We start from the raw sequence: 18,394 nt of genomic DNA, 5'->3' as shown, positions 1-18,394 counted from the left end.
GTCACCGGGGCCCCGGCGTCGAGGGGAAGGCGGCCTCGGGGTCGAGCGGCCATATGGGGCGGACCAGCCGCGCGTAGTCGAAGGTGGTGAAGTCCACGCTCGTCGCCCCAGGGGCCACAGCGTAGATGATCTTCTCCGCGAGCGGCTTGAAGCGGGCGTGGAAATGCTGGGCCGACTTCACCACGAGGATGCGCGTCGAGGCCAGGTCGACACCCAGTTCCTCGAAGCATTCGGGACTGTGCACCTGCTCGCGCGATTCGATCAGAACCACGTCGATGCCGCCGGTGCGCAGCCGCGCCGCACGCCCAACGATGCGGTAGAAGCCGAACGCGGTTTGCCCCAGCCTCGGCGTCAGGGCCATCACCTTGAACTCGGCGTCTACCGGCGGACCGGAAAGGACGCTGGTCTTGCCGCCGATGCGCATGGCCAGCGTGGCCCCCACGCCGGCGGTGAAGGCGATGTCCACCGCCACCGGATCCCAGATCATGCCGACCGCGGCGTCCTGCGCCTCCATGCGGATCAGCTCATGCAGGAAGAAGGTGGAGTCGCTGGCCGCGCCGCCGCCGGCGTTGTCCGCCGTATCGGCGATGATCGCCATGCCGCTGTTCAGCCCCGCAGCCTGGGCCAGGGCTTCCTCGAGCGAGGTGCGGGGCGCCGCGATCTGCTCGCGCACCGCGAACACCTGGGCGCCAACCTCGTCCGCCAGCGTTCGGGCCAGGGGCTCGTCGCCGTCGGAGACCACGATCACCGCGACGCCGACATGCGGGGTGTCATGCCACGGAAAGCCGTGAGCGATGGAGACGGAGAGCACGCCCGGGCGCTGTTCCAGCTCGAAGAGGCCATCGACGATGCCGCGCAAGGGCTGGCGCGTGGTGTGGAAGATGCCGGTCATGGGCAGCTTGCAGACGGCCATCACCGGGCGCGCCCGTCCGGCGACCGTGGCCTCCAGGATATCCAGCAGCTCGTCGGCCCGTTCGAGGAAGTCCGTGTGCGGATATTCCTTGCAGGCGATTATGGCGGTGGCGTTGCGGGTCATCGCCTCGGTGACGTTGCCGTGCAGGTCGATCTCGACGCCGATGGGGATGTCGGGCCCGGTCACCGCTCTGAGCGCGGCCAGCAGATCGCCTTCGCAGTCGTCATACCCCTGGGCCAGTTGCGCGCCGTGGAGGAACAGGGCCACCGCGTCCACGGGCATGGCCAGCCGGAGGTCGTTGACGATCTCATCGCGCAGTTCCTCGTAGTCGGTGCGGGCCAGCGGGCCGCTGGGCATGGCCACCGCGCCGACGCTTTCGACGATGTCATGGCCGCGGTCATGTCCCTTGGCCGTGAGGGCGCATTCGATCGACTTGAAGCGGCCCTTGACGGTCTCTCCGCGCGACGGGCGATGCAGCATCGCGTCGCGGAAGTTTTCCATGTTGGTGGGGATCGGCGAGAAGCTGCTGGATTCATGGGCCAGGCAGGCGGTGAACAGGCGCATCAGACGCTCCACTCGCGGCCGAAGGCTTGGAAGGGCGGTTTGACGATGGGGTGCATGGGCGAGGGGATCCTCTTGAAGGTCATGGTCTCGTAATCGGTGTCCACCGTTCCCGGCGGGGTGGCGTAGAGGACGGCGGCCATGAAGGGGCTGAACAGGGCATGGAAGTGCTGCTGGCCCTTGACCACCACGATGTCGCAGCCGCGCGGATCCACGCCGAAGGCTTCGAAGCAGGCGGGATCGAACACCTGGTCGCGGATGCTGTTGAGCACGACCTTCACACCCTCGACCTGGATCAGCGCCGACGGACCCAGGGGCGAGACGGCGCCTTGGGCGTTCTGGGTGGCGTCCGTGCGGCAGGCCAGAACCAGGGCGTCGACATCCAGGGGCGGGCCGGAAGCTGGACTGGTCTTGCCGCCGATCCGCAGCCTCAACCGCGCGCCCACGCCCGCCTTGATCGCCAGGCTGGCGGCCACCGGATCCCACAGCATGCCCAACGCGGCGTTTGAAGCTTTCAAATCGAGCAGCGCCCGCAGGAGGAAGGTGGAATCGCCGGCCGCGCCGCCGCCCGGATTGTCGGCCGTGTCGGCGATGACGACCGGGCCGGCGGGGTGGGCCAGGGCCGCCGCCACCGCCTGCTCGGCGGGCAGCCTGGGCGAACGGATCTGATCGCGCAGGCTGAAGTAGCGATCAGCGATCCGGTCGGCCAGCGCCCGCGCCTCGGGCCGACGTTGATCGGAGCAGACAAGCACGGACGCGCCGCAGTCGGCGATGTCGGCCCAGGCAAAGCCGTGGGTGATGCTGACGGCCAGCACGCCGTCTTGGCCCTCGTGCGCCTTGGCCCAGTCCACGAGCCCGCGCATCGGATGGACGGTGGTGTAGTAGGTGCCCAGCATCGGCACGCGCTGGCGCACGGTCGTGGGCCTGATTTCACCCCTCGCCGCGCGTTCGACCAACAGCGCCATCTGGACCGCGCGGCTGTCGAAGTCGATGTGCGGATATTCCAGGCAGGCCAGCAGCACGTCGGCCGAGGCGACCATGGCGTCGGACACGTTGCCGTGCAGGTCGAACACCACGCCGATGGGAACGTCGGGGCCGACGATCGCACGGACCGCCGCCAGCATGTCGCCCTCGCAGTCATCGACCCCTTCCGCGACCTGGGCGCCGTGCAGCAGCAAAGCCACGCCGTCGACGGGCAAGGCGGCGCGCAAGGCGGCCAGCAGTTCGCCCTTCAGCACCTCGTAGTCGGCGCGGGGCGTGGGGCGGCTGGGGACAGCCGAGGCGAAGGGACCGATAACCGTCTCATGCCCGCGGGCGCGCAGGACCCCGCACCAGCCAGCCGGATCGATCGCCTCGGGGGGCAGGGGGTGCTGCTCCCCGGCCGAGGGCAGGTAAAGCAGTTGGCGGCGATAGCTGTCGAGATTGGTCGGGATCGGCGACCAGCGGCTGGTTTCGTGGGCGATGGAAGCGCAGTAGAACTTCACGGCATGGCCTCCGCGCGACGGGCCAGGCGTTCCAGGGCGTACAACAGCCTGGGCCGACCGTCGGGATCGAATTCATGGAATGAGAGCCAGATCTTCGCGCCGCCCATGGACGCGATCTCGGCTTCGAAGACCTCCGAACTGAGGGGGCGTAGCTGGAGGCCGTCCAGGATCGGCAGGTCGCCCCCGGTGGACAATACAAGCCCGCCCGCGTTCGCTCTTCGAACGCTCAGGCTCATGCCGTGACGCAAATAGTCGCCTTCGTAGGGCGCGAGATCGGCGGGGGCGACCTGAGTCTTGGGCGAGGCGGCGGGCGAAAGGCCGAGGTCGGCCCGGATCGCGCCGTCCAGCGCGCGGAAGACCGCCAGGGCCTCCGGGCCGGTGGCGGAAAAGGCCCAGGTCGCCCCGCTGCGCGGTGCGACGCGCAGAAACGTCGTCGTGCCCGCCGTACCGCCATCGTGTCCGAACACCGTCTGGCCCATGCCGTCGAACAGCGTGACGCCGAACCCCCAGCCGGCGTAGCGGTGGCTGTAGGGCAGGGCGATGGCCGGCCGCGTCATCTGGCCAACGATGTCGCTCGAGCTGGCGAGCGCCGCGCCCCAGCGCGCGAGGTCGGGCATGCTCATGGCCAGGACCGTGCCGGAGCCGATGTTGGAATGGGGCCCAAAGGCGACCGGGGACCAGCCCCGGCCCTCAGCCGTGAACAGGACTGCGGTGCGGTGGCGCAGCTTCTCCTCGGGCAGGATGGCGACCTGCGTCAGGCCATGGGTCTCATGCAGAAGGGTCCGTAGAAGATCCTCGAACGGCGTTTCCACGCGGCGTTCAAGGATCCGGGCCAGGATGTTGTAACCGACGTTGGCGTAGGAGAAGCGTACGCCGGGGGGCGCCAACGATCCGATCGCCGCGATCCGGGCCAGGAAGCGCTGCAGCACATCGGGCCCGCGTCCGGCGTCGAACACGATGTCGCCGTCCAGTCCGCCTGTGTGGCTGAGCAGATGGCCGATGGTGAGGCGCGGGTCGGCCAGGGTGGCGATATGGGCCAGCTCCGGGGCGGCGTCGATCACCGGCGTATCTGCCGACAGCCGCCCCTCCAGGATTTGGCGCCAGACCAGCTCTGCGGTGATGGCCTTGGTCACCGAGCCGATGTGGAACAGGGTGTCGGGGTTGGCCGAGATGTCTTCCCGGGCGTTCGCAAGGCCCGCCGCGAAAGCGTGGACCTGCCCATCGGTGTGCAGGGCCAGGCTGGCCGCGCACAGGCCGCCACGACGACAGGCGTCGTCGATCTGGGCTTGCAGGGCGTTGGCGAGGGCGGCGTCCATCAGGACGCGCGCCGACGATGCAGGCGGCCGGCATAGAATAGCTGCGGCCGACCATCGAGGTCGAAGTCCAGGAAGCCCATGACGATCCTGTCGTTCTGGCCCACGGTTGCGCGAAACAGGCCGCCGCCCAACGGACGCATGTGGAAGACGATGGGGGGCAGGGCGAATGCCTGCTGGTGGGCGACGACTTTCAGCCGGTCGCCGTCCACGGTGACGTGAGCGTCGACGCCGACGTTCTCGTAGCGCCCGACGAACGGCGCGAGATCGATGGGTCCGTCCGAGGGTGCAGGGAGCTCCGCCTGCGGAATCTGGCCGCAGATGTCGCGGAAGACGGGATGGGCCAATGCTTCCCAGGCCGCGCTGGCGTCGCCGCCATTGGCGCATAGGGCGACCGCGAGACCGTATTCGGGCGCCGTCCATAGGAAGGCCGATTGTCCGATCGTACCGCCGTCATGGCCCACGAAGCTGACGGCGCCCCGGTCGATCAGTTTCCAGCCCAGGCCCCACGCCGTACCGTCGATCAACCGGGCGTGCGGCGTCTTCATCGCCGCGATGATGGACGACGGGATCGTGGGGGCGCCGGCCAGGTGAGCCTTGGCGAAGCTCAGCAGGTCTTCCACGGTCGAATACAGCGACAGGCCGGCCGGGCCCAGGGCGCGGGGCAGGGTGACCTGCGAGACCAGCGCGGGCCGACCGTTCACGTCCGGGGCGTGGCCCACGGCGGTACGGGCGAAGACGGCGTCCTCCGCGAAGGTCGTCGAGCGGCGAAGGCCCAGGGGCGCCAGCAACTGCTCGCGCAGCACGTGGTCGAAGGACCGGTCGTGGACGATTTCCAGGACGCGGCCGAGGACGACGTAGCCGGCATTGGAATAATTGTAGTGGAGCCCGGGAGGCGACATCACCTCCAGGCCCTCGCACTGAGCCACGTAACGGGCCAGCGCCTCGTCGTCCCGGCCGGTGTCGGCGAACAGGTCTCCATCGAGGCCGCTCAGATGCGCCAGCAGTTGCCGGCATGAGAACGGCCCGCTGTACGGACCCTTTCCGATCGGGCGGCCCAGGTAGGTCTCGACCGGCGCGTCGAGGTCCAGCAGCCTCGCCTCGGCGGCCTGCATGATCAAGGTGGCCGTCATCGCCTTGGTGATCGACCCGACCTGAAAGAGGCTGTCCGGACGCGCCTCGACCCCGGTCTCGATGTTCACGACGCCGGCGGCGGCGCTGGTCATCCGGCCATGGAGGATCACTCCGAAGGTGAGCCCGGGACACTCGGCCGCCGCCCGCGCGCGCGAGACCCGGTCGGCGAGATCGTCGAGGGGCGGCGGCGTCACGAGGCAGCCTCCAGGCGCGCCTGCCGTTGCGCCAGCCGCCGGGTGATGATGCCCTGGCGGCGACGGTCGAGCGGGAAGTTCCAGACGAGGACGGCGGCGATCAGTTGCAGGATCGCCGGGACGATGACCAACGGCGTCAGCAGCGAGACCGCCTTGGTCGCCGCGGCGGCGTGGGGCGTGTAGCCCATGATGTCGCTGAGGATGAGCGCCAGGGACGAGCCGACGGCCGCCGTGATCTTCGAGAGCAGGACCAGGCAGGAGAAGTAGTTGCCCGTGGCGTTCGCCTTCTCCTTCCACAGGGCGTAGTCGGAGATGTCGGCCAGGATCGACGATGGCAGGGGAATGATCACTCCCTGCGCAAGTCCGCTCAGCGCGCTGACGAGCAACAAGGGAATCAACGCCTGCGGCCCGGGGACGATGACCAGCAAGGGCAGGGACACCAAAACGCCCAGCAGCAGCCCGAAGGTCCAGGTCCGGTGCTTGCCGTACCGGCTGCTGGCCCAGAGCCACAGAGGCGTGGAGCCGATCATCACCAGCGAGCTGATCAGCCCGACGACGAAGAAGGAGGCTCCCAGCTTCAGGTAGTCCTGCACGTAGAGGAACAGCAGCGCCGTGCTCATCCCCGCCGCCACCCCACCCATGGCGGTGACCAGGATGAAGTAGAGAAAGGGCCTGTTGGATCCGATCGAGCGCAGGACCGAGGCAAGTGAGGACTGCGGTTGCGCCGCCTGGCTGGCCGCGCTGCCGAAGCTGGGCGACTTCAGGCCCGCCCAGAGCAGCGAGAGCGGCGTGACGATCCACAGCATGATCACCAGACCCCACATGGTGGATTGGCCGATCTCGGTGGTGTGGGTCAACGGCGCCAGCAGCGGCGGAAGCAACAGGAAGGCGAAGCCGCCGATCTGAGCCAGCACGTTGCGGATGCCGAAGATGCGGGAACGCTCGTCGTAGTCGTCGGACAGCTCGGCCGCCCAGGCCCCGTGCGGGATAGTCATCAAGGTCCAGGCGAACATGACGGCGGTGGACCAGATCAGGAAATAGCTCGCCGTGGCGGCCGGCGGCGGCAGGAACAGAAAATAGATCGACGGGATCGCCATCGCCGCGCCGGCGATCATCCAGGGCAGGCGGCCGCCCAGCCGGGTGCGGGTGCGATCGGACAGGATGCCGACCAGCGGGTCGATAAGGGCGTCGGCCACGCGGGCGACCAGGAACAGGCCGCCGATCTGGGCCAAGGTGACCTGGGTGTTCAGGGCGTAGTAGCTCGGCAGGATGCCGAACACGGGATAGATCAGCAGGGTCGCCGCCAGCGCCGGACTGGAAAACGCCAGGAGAGATCCCGTGGGCAGGCGGGCCCCTCGGGCCGGTATGGTGTGGGGCTGCGACAACGCTGATGACCGCCTTTTAAGGACGAACCGGAACGCCTTCGAGGCGCTCCGGTCTTGGAAGCTTAGAGGTGACTAGAATTTCGCAGAGAGTTCCAAGCCGATTGTCCTGGGCTGCAGGTAATAGAGCGGCTGGCCGAGGGTGGGCAGGAAGTTGTCGTTGCCCACCGGCGTGCGGTCGTTCCAGACGTTGTTTATGTAGAGCGCGCCCGCCCAGTCCCCGTGGCTGAGTTCGGCCCGCAGGCGCCCGTTCGCGGAGGCCGGGATACGGCTGCCCACCACGTAGGTCGTGCCGAAGAGGAAGTCCGTATAGGCGCCGCTGCGTTCCAGCTTGGTCTGCTGCGGTCCCACGAAGCTCACCGCGGCGGTGAGCTTCAAGGTGTAGTCGTTCATCACCGGGGTTTCGTAGCCCACGATGGCGTTGAACTTGTACGGCGGGACTGACGGCAGGTCGGTGCCGGAGAAGATGGTCGGGGTAAAATTGCCGTGCACGTCGGAATCCAGGTGGGCCGAGGTGATGTTGCCGCTGACCTGGGTCCAGAGCTTATCGGTGAAGCGATAATTCACCTCGGCTTCCACGCCGCGGCTGGAGGCCTTGTTGGCGTTTCCGATGTAGGTGAAGAAGCCGGCCGGATCGAGCTGGATGAACTGCATGTCGCTCCAGTCGATGTAGTAGGCGGCGCCCGATGCGTAGAGCCTGCCGTCCGGAGACGTATATTTCGCGCCGATCTCGTAGTTCTTGGTGGTGTCCGGCGCATATTCCGCCGGGCCGGCGTTGAAGTTGAAGCCGCCTGACCGATAGCCCTCGGAATAGGTGGCGTAGGCCATCAGGTCGTCGTTGACGCGGTAGCGGATGGTGGCCTTGGGCGTTACGCCGTCGGGTTTGCGATGGAGGCTGCCCGCCGATTGCTTTTCCTCGAACCAGCGCAGGCCGCCGATCAGGGTGATGGCGTCGGTGAGGTCGAACTCCGCCTCGCCGAACACCGCCCGCGCGCTGGATTTGACCTGGCTGGTATAGGTGTAGAAGACGGCGTTGGCGTTGGTGGCGGGCAGATAGGCGTCGTAGGTGCCGCCGCTGTCTTCCTTGGTTTCGCGGAAGTATCCGCCCACGGTCCAGCGTAGCCGCTGGTCGGACTTGGAGACGGCGCGCAGCTCCTGGGTGAAGACATCAGCGTTCAGGAAGGTGGTGAAGCTTAGCTTGCTGGCGTCGGTGGTGCCGAAGACGATAGGCTCATAGGGATCGAAGCGCTTGGTGTCGCGGTTGGTCTGCGAACTGGTGGAAGTCAACGTGAAGCCGTCGAAATCATAGCGCAGCGTCAGGTTCCACAGATTGCTGCTTCCCTTGCTGGGGCGCAGGGCGAAGTCGAGGTGTTCGTAGGAATTGACCGAGGCGATACTGGCCGAGCGGATGTCCAGGTCGTTGTAGATGTAGGTCAGGTCCGCCGTGAACTCCGGGGTCGGCGTGAAACGCAGCGCGGCGCGGATCGAGGTCTCCTCCGATGAGTTGACGTCTTTCTCCTTGCCGGTGGTCACGTAGCGGGCGGGCGGGCCCACCGTCGGGACGGGGATGGAGACCATGGTCTGGTCGATCCAACCCGCGTTGCGCCGTTGCTCCGCCACCAACCGGACCGCCAGCTTGTCGCTGACCAGCGGCAGGTTGATCATGCCGTCGGCCACATAACCCTGGGACCCCTTCGCGACGGTGTAGCCGTCGAGTTTCATCGAGGCGGCGAACGCATCTGTGTCGGGCTTGTTCGTAATGATGCGAATCGTACCGCCCATGGCGCCTTCGCCATATAGGGTGCCCTGCGGGCCCCGCAGCACCTCGACCTGGCTGATGTCGTAGAAGCGTATGGTGGGCTGGCTGCGCTGGTCGGCGGCCGTCAGCGGAATTTCGTCGAGATAGTAACTGACGGTGGTGACGCCGGTCTGCTCATCGGGCGAGACGCCCCGCACGGTGATGCGCGTGCGGCCCGGCGCGAAGGTCTGCATCTCCAGGCCCGGGACGTAGCCCGCCAGGCTTTCAAGACTGTCGGCCTTGATCTCCTCGAGGCGCCGTCCGCCGAAGACGGTGACCGCTTGGGGCAAGTCCTCGAGGTTTTCGGCGCGCTTGGTGGCGGTGACTATGACGGCTTCCACCGTGTTGTCCGTCGTCGGCGCTTCATCGGCCCAGGCCGCGCAGGGCAGCGCCATTAAGGCGGCGCTGGACATCAGCGTCAGCCTCCGCCGCGTCCGTCCGCTCGCTCGTGTCTGCGCGTCGGAACACTGTTCGATCATCGTCATGTCATCCCCCGTGGCAACGCGTCCATGCTGCACTCAATGGTGAGGTTTCGTCGCGCATTCATTAGTCCGCCTAAAAACGTTCACCTTGCAAGAAAGAATTTTCCATCTAGCTAAAATAGAAAATTCTCATAGGGTGATCGCCATCGGCGGACGGCGATGACGCCAGGGCTGCCGCTTTTTCAAACACCTTTGGCGGAAGGGGCCGAGGCGCGGCGGTGCTGTGTCTGGAACCTGCTCGCCCGCCTCGGAGCCTGGTTTCAAATTGTCGGAAGAGAAAAGTGCTTTCGCGTCGTGCCGGAGTTGGACGTGACGGTCGCGGGGCGCGGAGACGTCGCGGAAGTCGCGCGCAGGGCGCTGGAGGTCATGCCCGGCGGAGCCAGCCATGATGGCCGGCAGCTTGAGCCCGGCGGCCCCTTCGTGCGGCGGGCTGCGGGACCGTTCAAGACCGGCGTCGACGGCCGCGAGCTGGTCGATCTGCAATGCGGGAACGGCAGCCTGCTGCTGGGCCATGCCCATCCTGGCGTGGTTGAGGCGGGGCTCAGGGCCATTGAAGCGGGATTGAACTTCAGCGCCGGCAGCGAAGCGGAAGTGGCTTGGGCCGAAGCGGTGTGCGCGCTCATGCCCGGCGCCGAGCAGATTCGATTCACGGCCTCTGGAAATGAAGCCTGCGCCCTGTCGTTCGCCATCGCCCGCGCGGTCACCGGACGTGCGCCTGTGCTGGTTCTGCGTGACCACTACTGCGGCTGGATGGGCCCCGCGCTGCTGCGCAGGGTTGCGGCGGATCGGTTTCTTGACCTGGCCCTGGCCGACGACGAGGTCGTCCTGGTCGAGGCTCAGGATGTCGCCCAAGCGCTGGCGGTGCTGGCCAGCCGGCGCGTGTCCAGCATCATCTTCGAACCCACCGGCGGCAGTTTCGGCAAGCTTCCCTTGAGCGCCGCCGACGCCTTGGCCCTGGGCGAAACGGCGGGGCGGCACGGCAGCCTGTGCATCGCCGATGAGACCATTACCGGCTTCCGGGTCGCCCCAGGCGGAGCCCAGAAGCTGCTGGGCCTGAAACCTGATTTGACCATCCTGGGCAAGATCCTGGGCGGCGGCCTGCCGGCCGGCGCCTTGGCGGGGTCGCGTGGGCTGATGAAAGCCCTGGACAACCGGCCCGGAGGAACCGGCGGGCCCGAGCGGGTCGCGCACATGGGCACGGGCAATGGCAATCCCGTGGTCGCCGCCGTGGGGCTGGCCACCCTGGCGGCCATCGCCGATGGCGAACTGATCAGGCGAGCCAACGCGGCCGCGACGGCGCTGCGCGCCGGCCTCAATGCGGCCTTCGCGCGCCAGGGGGTCGGGTGGGCGGCTTATGGCGAGCACTCCGCTCTGCACATCTTCATCAACCCGCTCGGCCGAAGCTTCGAGCCTCGCGCCTTCGATCCCTCGACCTGCGCCGCCGAGGAGTTGCGTGCTCGGCCTCTTCGGCTGGTCAACGACCTGCGCGTGGAGCTGCTGCGACAGGGTCTGGACCTGAACAACTGGCCCGGCGGCCTGCTGAGCGCGGCGCATGACGCCTCGGCGGTCGAGCGGGCGATCGAGGCCTTCGCCCGCGCGCTAGATAGGCTCGCGGGGGCCGGCCAGGCGCTGATCGGTTGGGGGCGCGCATGAGTTATCTGCCCACAGACGCCCTGGTGGGTGATCCGGAGCCTTGGGAACAGCCGTTCTGGGACTTTTGCGCCCAGCGATCGCTGCGGTTTCAGACGTGCGCCGACTGCGGCGTCGTCAGGCATCCGCCGATGCCGTTCTGTGGTGCGTGCAACTCGCCGCATCACCTGTGGAAGCCGCCGGGCGAGGACGCGGAACTCTTCACCTTCACGATCGTGCGCCACGCCAGCCACGCAAGCCTGGCGCCGGCGGTTCCCTACAACGCCGCCGTGGTGATGTTCCCGGGGACCCAGTCGGTGCGGCTGGTCTCCAACATCGTCAACTGCGCCAACGAGGACCTACGGATCGGTATGAAGCTGTCGCTTGTCTGGGAGGCGGCGGGCGGGGGCCGGATCGTGCCGCGTTTCGAGCCGGCGTCTCGCTCATGAAGCCCGAGACCCCCTGCATCGTCGGTATCGGCCAGACGGTGTACACGCGATGGAACGCGCCGCTTGAGTCCACCGAGCTCGGGCTCGGCTGCGAGGCGATCGTCGCGGCCGCGTCGGACGCCGGGATGGCGGTTCGCGACATCGATGGCGTCACCTCGTTCGGCGGCGACGGCTGTGAGCCGGCCATGGTGCAGGCGGCCCTCGGCCTGACGGAGGTGAGGCTCAGCGCCATCCTTTGGGGCGGCGGCGGCGGCGGGTCCTGCGGGGCCGTCGACCTGGCCGCCATGGCCGTGATGTCGGGACAGGCCAAGGCGGTGGTGGCCGTGCGCAGCCTGGCCCAGGGGCAGACGGGGCGATACGGCCGCTACAGCGCCAAGCGACGGCATGGCAGCTTCATCTATCCCTTCGGACTGCTGGCGGCGCCGCAGCTCCTGGCCATGCACGTGGCCCGCTACATGCACGAGCACGGGGTCACGCAGGAGCAGCTAGGCGCCTTCGCCCTGGCCTGTCGCGAACACGCCCAGCGAAACCCCGCCGCCGTCACCCGCGGCCGGCCGCTGGACATGGAGACCTATCTTTCCGCGCGTATCATCGCCGACCCCTTGCGGCTCTACGACTGCTGCCTGGAGACCAACGGCGCCTGTGCAGTGCTGGTGACCACCTGGGAACGCGCGCGCGACCTGGGCGCAGCGCCGGTTCCGATTCTGTCGTCGGCGCACGGGTCCAGCGTCGGCTGGTCGTCAGGGCCGCTGGGCGCCTTCAACATGCCCTTGGAAAGCTTCGCCACCATCGGCGCGGCCAGCCTGGCCAACGACCTCTACGGACGGGCAGGGGTCAAGCCGTCGGACATCGACGTGGCCCAGATCTACGACAACTTCACCGGCCTGGCGCTGATGGCTATGGAGGACTATGGCCTGTGCCCGCGCGGCGAGGCCGGCGCCTTTTCGGCCAGCGGCGCGATCCAGTGGCCGCATGGCGCATTGCCGGTCAACACCCACGGCGGCAATCTCTCCGAGGCCTACATCCATGGTCTGAACCATGTGGTGGAGGGGGTGCGCCAGATGCGCGGGACCTCCACTTGCCAGGTGGGCGGCGCGGAGCTTTGCCTGGTGACTGGCGGCCCTGGTCCCGCGCCGACCAGCGCGCTGATCCTGGGGCGGGTCTGATGGCGGACGCGCCCCCCACCCTCGTCGACAGGCTGCACCTGCATGGCTGCAGCCTGGGCGATGCGCCTGCGCTGAGCGACCCGGCCCACAGCGTGACCTGGGCGCAGCTCGACGCGCAGACGAACCGCATCGCCAACGCCCTGGCCGGCGCGGGCATAGGCGCCGGCGCCCGCGTGGCGTTGATGGTCGGCGCCGATGTGGCGGGCGTGCTCTGGCTTCTGGGCGTGCTGAAGGCCGGCGCATCCGTCGTACCCGTTCCCGGCTTGGTCGGCGACGAGGCGGTTCTGCGCATCCTGAGCGATTGCCAGGCCGGGGCCTTGCTGGTGTCGGAGCGATACCGACGACTGGTGACGCCCCGTGTCGCAAACATGCCAATTCCCCGGATCGCCATCGATTTCGAGGCGGAGGGATATCTTTCCGCCGGCGCCTTCCTGGATGGCGCGGACGAGACTGCGCCCGAGGCTGCGGTGCGGCCCCGCGACGAGTTCAACATCATCTACAGCTCCGGCACGACGGGCCGTCCCAAGGGCATCGTCCACAGCCACGCGCTGCGGGCGGCCTGGTCGATCGGCGTCAGCGAACTCGCCTTTCCAGCGGGCGTGCGCACCCTGACGACCACCAGCCTCTACTCCAACTGGACGCTGTGCGCCCTGGTCTACACGCTGTGGAACGGCGGCCATGCGCACCTGATGGAGCGGTTCTCGCCCGGGGCCCTGGTCGAGGCCTGCCAAGGGTTCGCGCCGGACAACGTCTATCTCGTGCCCGTTCAGGTGGCGCGACTGCTGGACGATCCCACGGCCGTGGCGCAGCTAGCCGCCCTCCCGCCCTCGACGAAATGGTGCGCCGGCTCCCGCATGCCGGTGGAGCACAAGCGCGAGATCCTGCGCCTGTGGCCGGGCGGTCTGATCGAGGTCTACGGGATGACCGAGGGCGCGCCCTCCACCTTGCTGCTGGCCCATGAGCGACCCGACAAGCTGCACACGGTGGGCAGCAGCGACGTGCCCGACGGGATCAAGATCATCGACGAGGACGGCCTGGAACTGGGCGTCGGTCGGGTCGGCGAGGTGGTGGGCCGGGCCGTCGACGTCACGGATGGCTATCACAACGACCCGGAGGCGACCGCGGCGCTCATCTGGCGGGACGCTGCGGGCGATCCCTTTCTGCGCTCGGGGGACATTGGCTGCCTGGACGAGGAGGGCTTCCTCCAGATCCTGGATCGCAAGAAGGACATGATCATCTCCGGCGGCTTCAACGTCTACGCCGCCGACCTCGAAGAGGTTCTCGCCGGCCATCCCGAGGTGGCCGAGGCGGCGGTCTTCGCAATCCCCAGCGCGCAGTGGGGCGAAACCCCGGCCGCCGCGGTGACCCTGCGCGACAGCGCCGGGGTCCAGGGCCACGACCTGCGCGATTGGGCCAACCAGCGGCTGGGACGGGTGCAGCGCCTGGCGGCCGTCGTGGTCGTCGAGCGGCTGCCGCGCGGCGCGCTGGGCAAGGTGCTGAAGCGAGAGCTTCGCGAGCGGTTTCACACTCTCAATCCGGAACATGCGAGCTTCGATGAGTAGTCAGATCAATATCTTGCCGCCTTACCTGGTCTTCCTCGGTGACGTCAGGGATGAGGTGACCGCCAAGACCGGCCTTGGCCTTGTGCAATGGCGCGGACCCGATTGCCTGGGCCAAGCCCGGCTGCCCGGCTGCGAAATCGACCTTGGCCTGCCGGAGATGTCGCCGCCCCAGGCGGCCTCGGCCGGCGCCCGCACCCTGGTCATCGGCATCGCGCCGCGAGGCGGCGCGCTGCCGGTCAGCTACATCGACGTCCTGGTCCAGGCGATGGAAGCTGGCCTGGACGTCGCCAGCGGCCTGCATGACCGGCTGGGCGCGATCCCGGCGCTACAGGCTGCGGCGGACCGCACGGGGCGTCGCCTGATCGACGTGCGCCACTCCAGCCGCGACTATACGGTCGGCAACGGGCGGAAGCGGCCGGGTCGGCGACTGTTGACCGTGGGCACCGACTGCGCCGTGGGCAAGAAGTATACGGCCCTGGCCCTGCACGCCGACCTGCGCCAGCGGGGCGTGGCGGCCACCTTCCGGGCGACGGGGCAGACCGGCATCCTGATCGGCGGCGGCGGGATCGCCGTCGACGCCGTGGTGGCGGACTTCGTCGCCGGCGCCGCCGAGCAGCTTGCGCCGGCGGCCGACGCCGACCACTGGGACGTGATCGAAGGGCAGGGGTCGCTGTTCCATCCCGCCTTCGCCGGGGTGTCCCTGGGGTTGCTGCACGGTTCGCAGCCTGACGCCTTCGTCGTCTGCCACGAGCCGACCCGTACGGTCATGGCCGGAGTGGAGACCCCCGTGCCCAGCCTCGAGGCGGTGATCGACCTGACGACCCGGCTGGGGCGGGTGACCAACGCCGACATCCGCTGCGTCGGCGTCTCCATCAACACGGGCAAGCTCACGGCCTCGGCCGCCGAGGCCCTTCTCAGGGAGACCGATCGGAGGCTGGGCCTGCCCTGCGTCGATCCCGTCCGGTTCGGCGTCGCGCCCATCACGGAGACCCTGTCGTGACCCGCGCCCGCACCCTTGAGGTGGCCATCGAGGATTGGCCGCTCATCAAGCCGTTCGCCATTTCGCGCAGCGTCGACCTGAGCGCCGTCGTCGTCGTGGTTCGCATTCAGGAAGGCGACGCCATCGGCCGGGGCGAGGCCACGCCCTACGCCCACTATGGCGAGACGCCGGAAAGCGTGGTCGCGGCCATCGAGGCCTGCCGCGACGAGATCGAGTCCGGCTCGCCGCCCCCCGTGGAGCGCCTGAACCTGAGAGGCGCCGCCAGCAACGCGGTGGACTGCGCGCTCGTCGATCTGGCCGCCAAGCGGGCGGGCGTCCCCGCCTGGTCGATGCTGCACATGCAGGAACCCACGGCCCTGGTCACCACGGCCACGGTGACCCTCGACACTCCGGAACGGATGGCCGCGGACGCCGCTGCCTGGGCGGACTTCAAGATCCTCAAGTTGAAGCTGGGCGAGGGGGAGGCCGACGTCGAGCGTGTCGCGGCCGTGCGCCGGGCCCGGCCGGATGCGCGGCTGATCTGCGACGCCAATGAGGGGTGGAGCCTGGATCAACTGGCGAACTATGCCGGACCGATGAGCGCGCTGGGCATCGAGATGATCGAGCAGCCGTGCAAGGCCGGGCAGGACGAGGGGCTGCGCAACCTCAAGCTCGGCATGCCGCTGTGTGCGGACGAGTCGTGCCACGTGGCCGCCGACGTGGAGGCGCTGGTGGGCAAGTACCAACTGGTCAGCATCAAGCTGGACAAGACGGGCGGCCTCAACGGCGCCCTGGATCTGGCGGCGGCCGCCAAGAACCATGGCATGGGGGTGATGATGGGCTGCATGCTGTCCACCTCCCTGGCCATCGCTCCGGGCCTGCTGGCCGGACAAGGCGCCCGTTACGTGGACCTCGACGGACCGACGACCCTGGCGCGGGACCGCGATCCGCCGATGCGGTTCGAGAATGGCATGGTCCACCCCGCCTCGCCGGTCCTGTGGGGATGACGGCCGGGAACGCTCACACGCTGGCGGCGCGGCGCGATCGCGTCTTTGGCGCCGGGGCGCCGCTGTTCTACCGCGAGCCGCTCCATATCGTGCGTGGGGAAGGGGTCTATCTGTTCGATGCGGACGGGCGGCGATACCTCGATCTCTACAACAACGTGCCCTCCGTCGGGCATGGACATCCTCGGGTCGTCCAGGCGATGGCGGCGCAGCAGGCGATGTTGAACGTGCACAGCCGCTATCTCCACGAGGGCGCCGTGGCCTTCGCCGAGCGGCTGGTGGGCCTGAACCACTCGGGCGTCGCTAGCGTCGTCTTTAGCTGCACGGGAACCGAGGCCAACGAGGTCGCCATCCGGATGGCGAGGATCGCCACCGGTCGCCATGGGGTCGTCTGCTCCAGCGCGGCCTATCACGGCAACAGCGAACTGGTCGGCGCTCTCAATCCCTTCGAGCGCCGGCGGGCGCCGTCCGAGGCGGTGCGCGTCTTTCCAACGCCGGAGCTCTACCGGCCGATCGCGCCAGGCGCGGACCAGGCCCGTAACGCCGAGGCCTATCTTGAGCGCCTGCAAGAGGCCATCTCGGCGTTGGAAGGAAACGGCGCCGGCTTCGCCGCCCTGATCGTCTGCCCGATCTTCGCCAATGATGGGCTGCCGGACATCCCCAAGGATTTCATGCGCCGGGCCTGCGAGATGGCGCATGCCGCGGGTGGCCTGGTCATCTCTGACGAGGTGCAGGCCGGATATTGCCGGACGGGAGCCTGGTGGGGCTACCAGCACGCCGGCTTCGAGCCCGACATCACGGTCTTGGGCAAGGCAATGGGAGCTGGTCTGCCCCTGGCCGCGACAATGGCGGGGCGCGATGTCGTGGAAGGGTTCCGCGCCCGCACCCACTACTTCAACACCTTTGCCGCCAGCCCCTTGCAGGCCGCGGTAGGCATGGCCGTGCTGGATGTGATCGAGGCCGAGGGGCTTGCGGAGAACGCCGCGCGCGTCGGAGCGGCCTTCAAGGCTATGCTCCGGCAGCGTCAGCCGATGGATCAGCGGATTGGCGACGTCAGGGGCGCGGGCCTTTTCCTGGGTGTCGAGGTGGTCCGTGGCCACGGCGATTCACGGCCGGACAAGGCGCTGGCCGTGGAGGTCGTCAATCGCCTGAAGTCCATGGGCTTCCTCACGGCGAACGCCGGAGTCCACGGCAACGTCATCAAGCTGCGGCCGCCCCTGGCCTTTTCGCTCGCCGACGCGGAGGCCTTCGTCGAGGCTTTCGACCAGGCGATGAGCCAGACCCATGTCTAGATCCGGGACGGAGGCCCGCTTCCTGCCGGCCGCTCTGCACGCGCTTAAGGCCTTCGGGGTCGATGCCCGGACGGTCGCACTGGCCTGGCACGGCGAGAACCTGACCTTCCGGGCCGAAGACTTCCAAGGCACCGTTTACGCCCTGCGGCTTCACCGTTCGGGCCATAACAGCCGGGAGGAGCTGGAGGCGGAGTTCGTCTGGGTTCAGGCCCTGGCCGACGCGGGCGTCTCCGTGCCCGACCGGCGCCTGACCTGCGATGGCGGTGCGGTGGCGGCGATCCGGACAGAGACGGGCGAGGAGCGTTTCGCAAGCCTCGCGCGCTGGGTGAACGGCATGTCGCTCCATCAGATGCTGGAGACCTGCCCCGAACAATTGGTGCAGGGCGCGCATCTGGCGAAGCTGGGTGCGGCGACGGCCCGGATGCACGCCCAGGCCAAAGCCTGGCGTCCGCCGCCGGGGTTCGTGCGTCGGGCCTTGAATTTCGAGACCCTGATCGGGGATGCGCCGGTCTGGGGCCACTTCGACCGGCACCCTGCGCTGACCAGGGATGAACGAGCGGTGTTGACTCAAGCGCGCGACGACCTGCGCGAGCGTCTTGCCGGCCAGACCGCGGCGTCCAGCCTGATCCACGGCGACCTGACGCTCGCCAATGTGATGGCGGACGGCGATGGCTTGCGCCTGATCGATTTCGACGACGCGGGCTTCGGCTCTCCCCTGTACGACCTGGGAACCTTGTTGTTCCATCTGGTTGGCGAGGCGGACTATCGGCGTTGCGAGGCGACGTTCCTGGAGGCCTACGCCGCCATCGAACCCCTGGCCGACGATTCGCTGGCCCTGCTGTCGCCGATGATGTTGATGCGGGGATTGTTTCTGGTGGGCTGGTTCGAGCAGCGCCCGAAGCTGAGCGCCTCGCGGGCCTTCGTGGCGTTGAAGGCCGCCGTCGTGTCCCAGGCGAGAGCGTTCCTCGATGGTTGAGCAGACTGCCGCGTGGATGGCGAGGCGGCTCGCTAAAGGTGTGAATTCAACATTGTTTCATCAATATCCACGGCCT

General features: G+C 68.3%; 14 protein-coding genes. 8 read left to right on the top strand and 6 right to left on the bottom strand.

What is annotated here, in order from left to right:
• Position 1 precedes the first annotated feature (1 nt).
• The 6 genes from RTL41_RS01075 to RTL41_RS01050 form a co-directional block, all read right to left on the bottom strand.
• Positions 2-1,477, bottom strand: coding sequence for a M81 family metallopeptidase (locus tag RTL41_RS01075; RefSeq protein ID WP_312160457.1), 1,476 nt, complete (start codon positions 1,475-1,477; stop codon positions 2-4).
• Positions 1,477-2,958, bottom strand: coding sequence for a M81 family metallopeptidase (locus RTL41_RS01070; protein ID WP_312160455.1), 1,482 nt, complete (start codon positions 2,956-2,958; stop codon positions 1,477-1,479). The genes RTL41_RS01075 and RTL41_RS01070 overlap by 1 nt, the downstream gene beginning before the upstream one ends.
• The gene (locus tag RTL41_RS01065; protein WP_312160453.1) at positions 2,955-4,274 is read right to left on the bottom strand and encodes a serine hydrolase domain-containing protein; all 1,320 of its coding nucleotides are present in this window, start codon (positions 4,272-4,274) and stop codon (positions 2,955-2,957) included. The genes RTL41_RS01070 and RTL41_RS01065 overlap by 4 nt, the downstream gene beginning before the upstream one ends.
• Positions 4,274-5,599: a serine hydrolase domain-containing protein gene (locus tag RTL41_RS01060; RefSeq protein ID WP_312160451.1), complete on the bottom strand. Its 1,326-nt coding sequence runs from the start codon at positions 5,597-5,599 to the stop codon at positions 4,274-4,276. The genes RTL41_RS01065 and RTL41_RS01060 overlap by 1 nt, the downstream gene beginning before the upstream one ends.
• Positions 5,596-6,984: an MFS transporter gene (locus RTL41_RS01055; protein ID WP_312160449.1), complete on the bottom strand. Its 1,389-nt coding sequence runs from the start codon at positions 6,982-6,984 to the stop codon at positions 5,596-5,598. Before RTL41_RS01055 ends, RTL41_RS01060 begins: the two co-directional genes overlap by 4 nt.
• 72 nt (positions 6,985-7,056) lie before the next feature.
• Positions 7,057-9,192 carry a TonB-dependent receptor gene (locus RTL41_RS01050; RefSeq protein ID WP_312160448.1) on the bottom strand — a complete coding sequence of 712 codons (2,136 nt, stop codon included), beginning with the start codon at positions 9,190-9,192 and terminating at the stop codon, positions 7,057-7,059.
• A gap of 228 nt (positions 9,193-9,420) precedes the next feature.
• Here RTL41_RS01050 and RTL41_RS01045 point away from each other — a divergent pair, with 228 nt between their 5' ends.
• The 8 genes from RTL41_RS01045 to RTL41_RS01010 are packed head-to-tail and all read left to right on the top strand — an operon-like array spanning position 9,421 to position 18,318.
• On the top strand, positions 9,421-10,914 hold the full coding sequence (locus tag RTL41_RS01045; RefSeq protein WP_312160447.1) for an aminotransferase class III-fold pyridoxal phosphate-dependent enzyme: 1,494 nt from the start codon (positions 9,421-9,423) through the stop codon (positions 10,912-10,914).
• A complete protein-coding gene (locus RTL41_RS01040; RefSeq protein WP_312160446.1) occupies positions 10,911-11,339 on the top strand; it encodes an OB-fold domain-containing protein in 429 nt (142 codons plus the stop codon). Before RTL41_RS01045 ends, RTL41_RS01040 begins: the two co-directional genes overlap by 4 nt.
• Positions 11,336-12,505, top strand: a complete 1,170-nt coding sequence (locus RTL41_RS01035) for a thiolase C-terminal domain-containing protein (protein ID WP_312160445.1) — start codon at positions 11,336-11,338, stop codon at positions 12,503-12,505. The genes RTL41_RS01040 and RTL41_RS01035 overlap by 4 nt, the downstream gene beginning before the upstream one ends.
• Positions 12,505-14,067 (top strand): class I adenylate-forming enzyme family protein, encoded by a 1,563-nt coding sequence (locus RTL41_RS01030; RefSeq protein WP_312160444.1) that lies wholly within the window; start codon positions 12,505-12,507, stop codon positions 14,065-14,067. Before RTL41_RS01035 ends, RTL41_RS01030 begins: the two co-directional genes overlap by 1 nt.
• Positions 14,060-15,067, top strand: coding sequence for an N-acetyltransferase DgcN (gene dgcN, locus RTL41_RS01025; RefSeq protein ID WP_312160442.1), 1,008 nt, complete (start codon positions 14,060-14,062; stop codon positions 15,065-15,067). Before RTL41_RS01030 ends, dgcN begins: the two co-directional genes overlap by 8 nt.
• Positions 15,064-16,053 carry a dipeptide epimerase gene (locus RTL41_RS01020; RefSeq protein WP_312160439.1) on the top strand — a complete coding sequence of 330 codons (990 nt, stop codon included), beginning with the start codon at positions 15,064-15,066 and terminating at the stop codon, positions 16,051-16,053. Before dgcN ends, RTL41_RS01020 begins: the two co-directional genes overlap by 4 nt.
• The gene (locus RTL41_RS01015) at positions 16,050-17,342 is read left to right on the top strand and encodes an aminotransferase class III-fold pyridoxal phosphate-dependent enzyme (protein WP_312160437.1); all 1,293 of its coding nucleotides are present in this window, start codon (positions 16,050-16,052) and stop codon (positions 17,340-17,342) included. The genes RTL41_RS01020 and RTL41_RS01015 overlap by 4 nt, the downstream gene beginning before the upstream one ends.
• A complete protein-coding gene (locus tag RTL41_RS01010; protein WP_312160434.1) occupies positions 17,335-18,318 on the top strand; it encodes a phosphotransferase in 984 nt (327 codons plus the stop codon). Before RTL41_RS01015 ends, RTL41_RS01010 begins: the two co-directional genes overlap by 8 nt.
• The last annotated feature ends 76 nt before the right edge of the window (positions 18,319-18,394 follow it).

Source organism: Phenylobacterium sp., assembly GCF_031984885.1.
Lineage (GTDB): Bacteria > Pseudomonadota > Alphaproteobacteria > Caulobacterales > Caulobacteraceae > Phenylobacterium.
This window is presented reverse-complemented; position numbering and strand designations above follow the sequence as displayed.

Bases quoted from the DNA above. Each gene is read 5' to 3' on its own strand.
- RTL41_RS01075 (WP_312160457.1), bottom strand. From the start codon at position 1,477: ATGCGCCTGTTCACCGCCTGCCTGGCCCATGAATCCAGCAGCTTCTCG.
- RTL41_RS01065 (WP_312160453.1), bottom strand. From the start codon at position 4,274: ATGGACGCCGCCCTCGCCAACGCCCTGCAAGCCCAGATCGACGACGCC.
- RTL41_RS01050 (WP_312160448.1), bottom strand. From the start codon at position 9,192: ATGTCCAGCGCCGCCTTAATGGCGCTGCCCTGCGCGGCCTGGGCCGAT.
- RTL41_RS01045 (WP_312160447.1), top strand. From the start codon at position 9,421: ATGACGCCAGGGCTGCCGCTTTTTCAAACACCTTTGGCGGAAGGGGCC.
- RTL41_RS01040 (WP_312160446.1), top strand. From the start codon at position 10,911: ATGAGTTATCTGCCCACAGACGCCCTGGTGGGTGATCCGGAGCCTTGG.
- RTL41_RS01035 (WP_312160445.1), top strand. From the start codon at position 11,336: ATGAAGCCCGAGACCCCCTGCATCGTCGGTATCGGCCAGACGGTGTAC.
- RTL41_RS01030 (WP_312160444.1), top strand. From the start codon at position 12,505: ATGGCGGACGCGCCCCCCACCCTCGTCGACAGGCTGCACCTGCATGGC.
- dgcN (WP_312160442.1), top strand. From the start codon at position 14,060: ATGAGTAGTCAGATCAATATCTTGCCGCCTTACCTGGTCTTCCTCGGT.
- RTL41_RS01015 (WP_312160437.1), top strand. From the start codon at position 16,050: ATGACGGCCGGGAACGCTCACACGCTGGCGGCGCGGCGCGATCGCGTC.
- RTL41_RS01010 (WP_312160434.1), top strand. From the start codon at position 17,335: ATGTCTAGATCCGGGACGGAGGCCCGCTTCCTGCCGGCCGCTCTGCAC.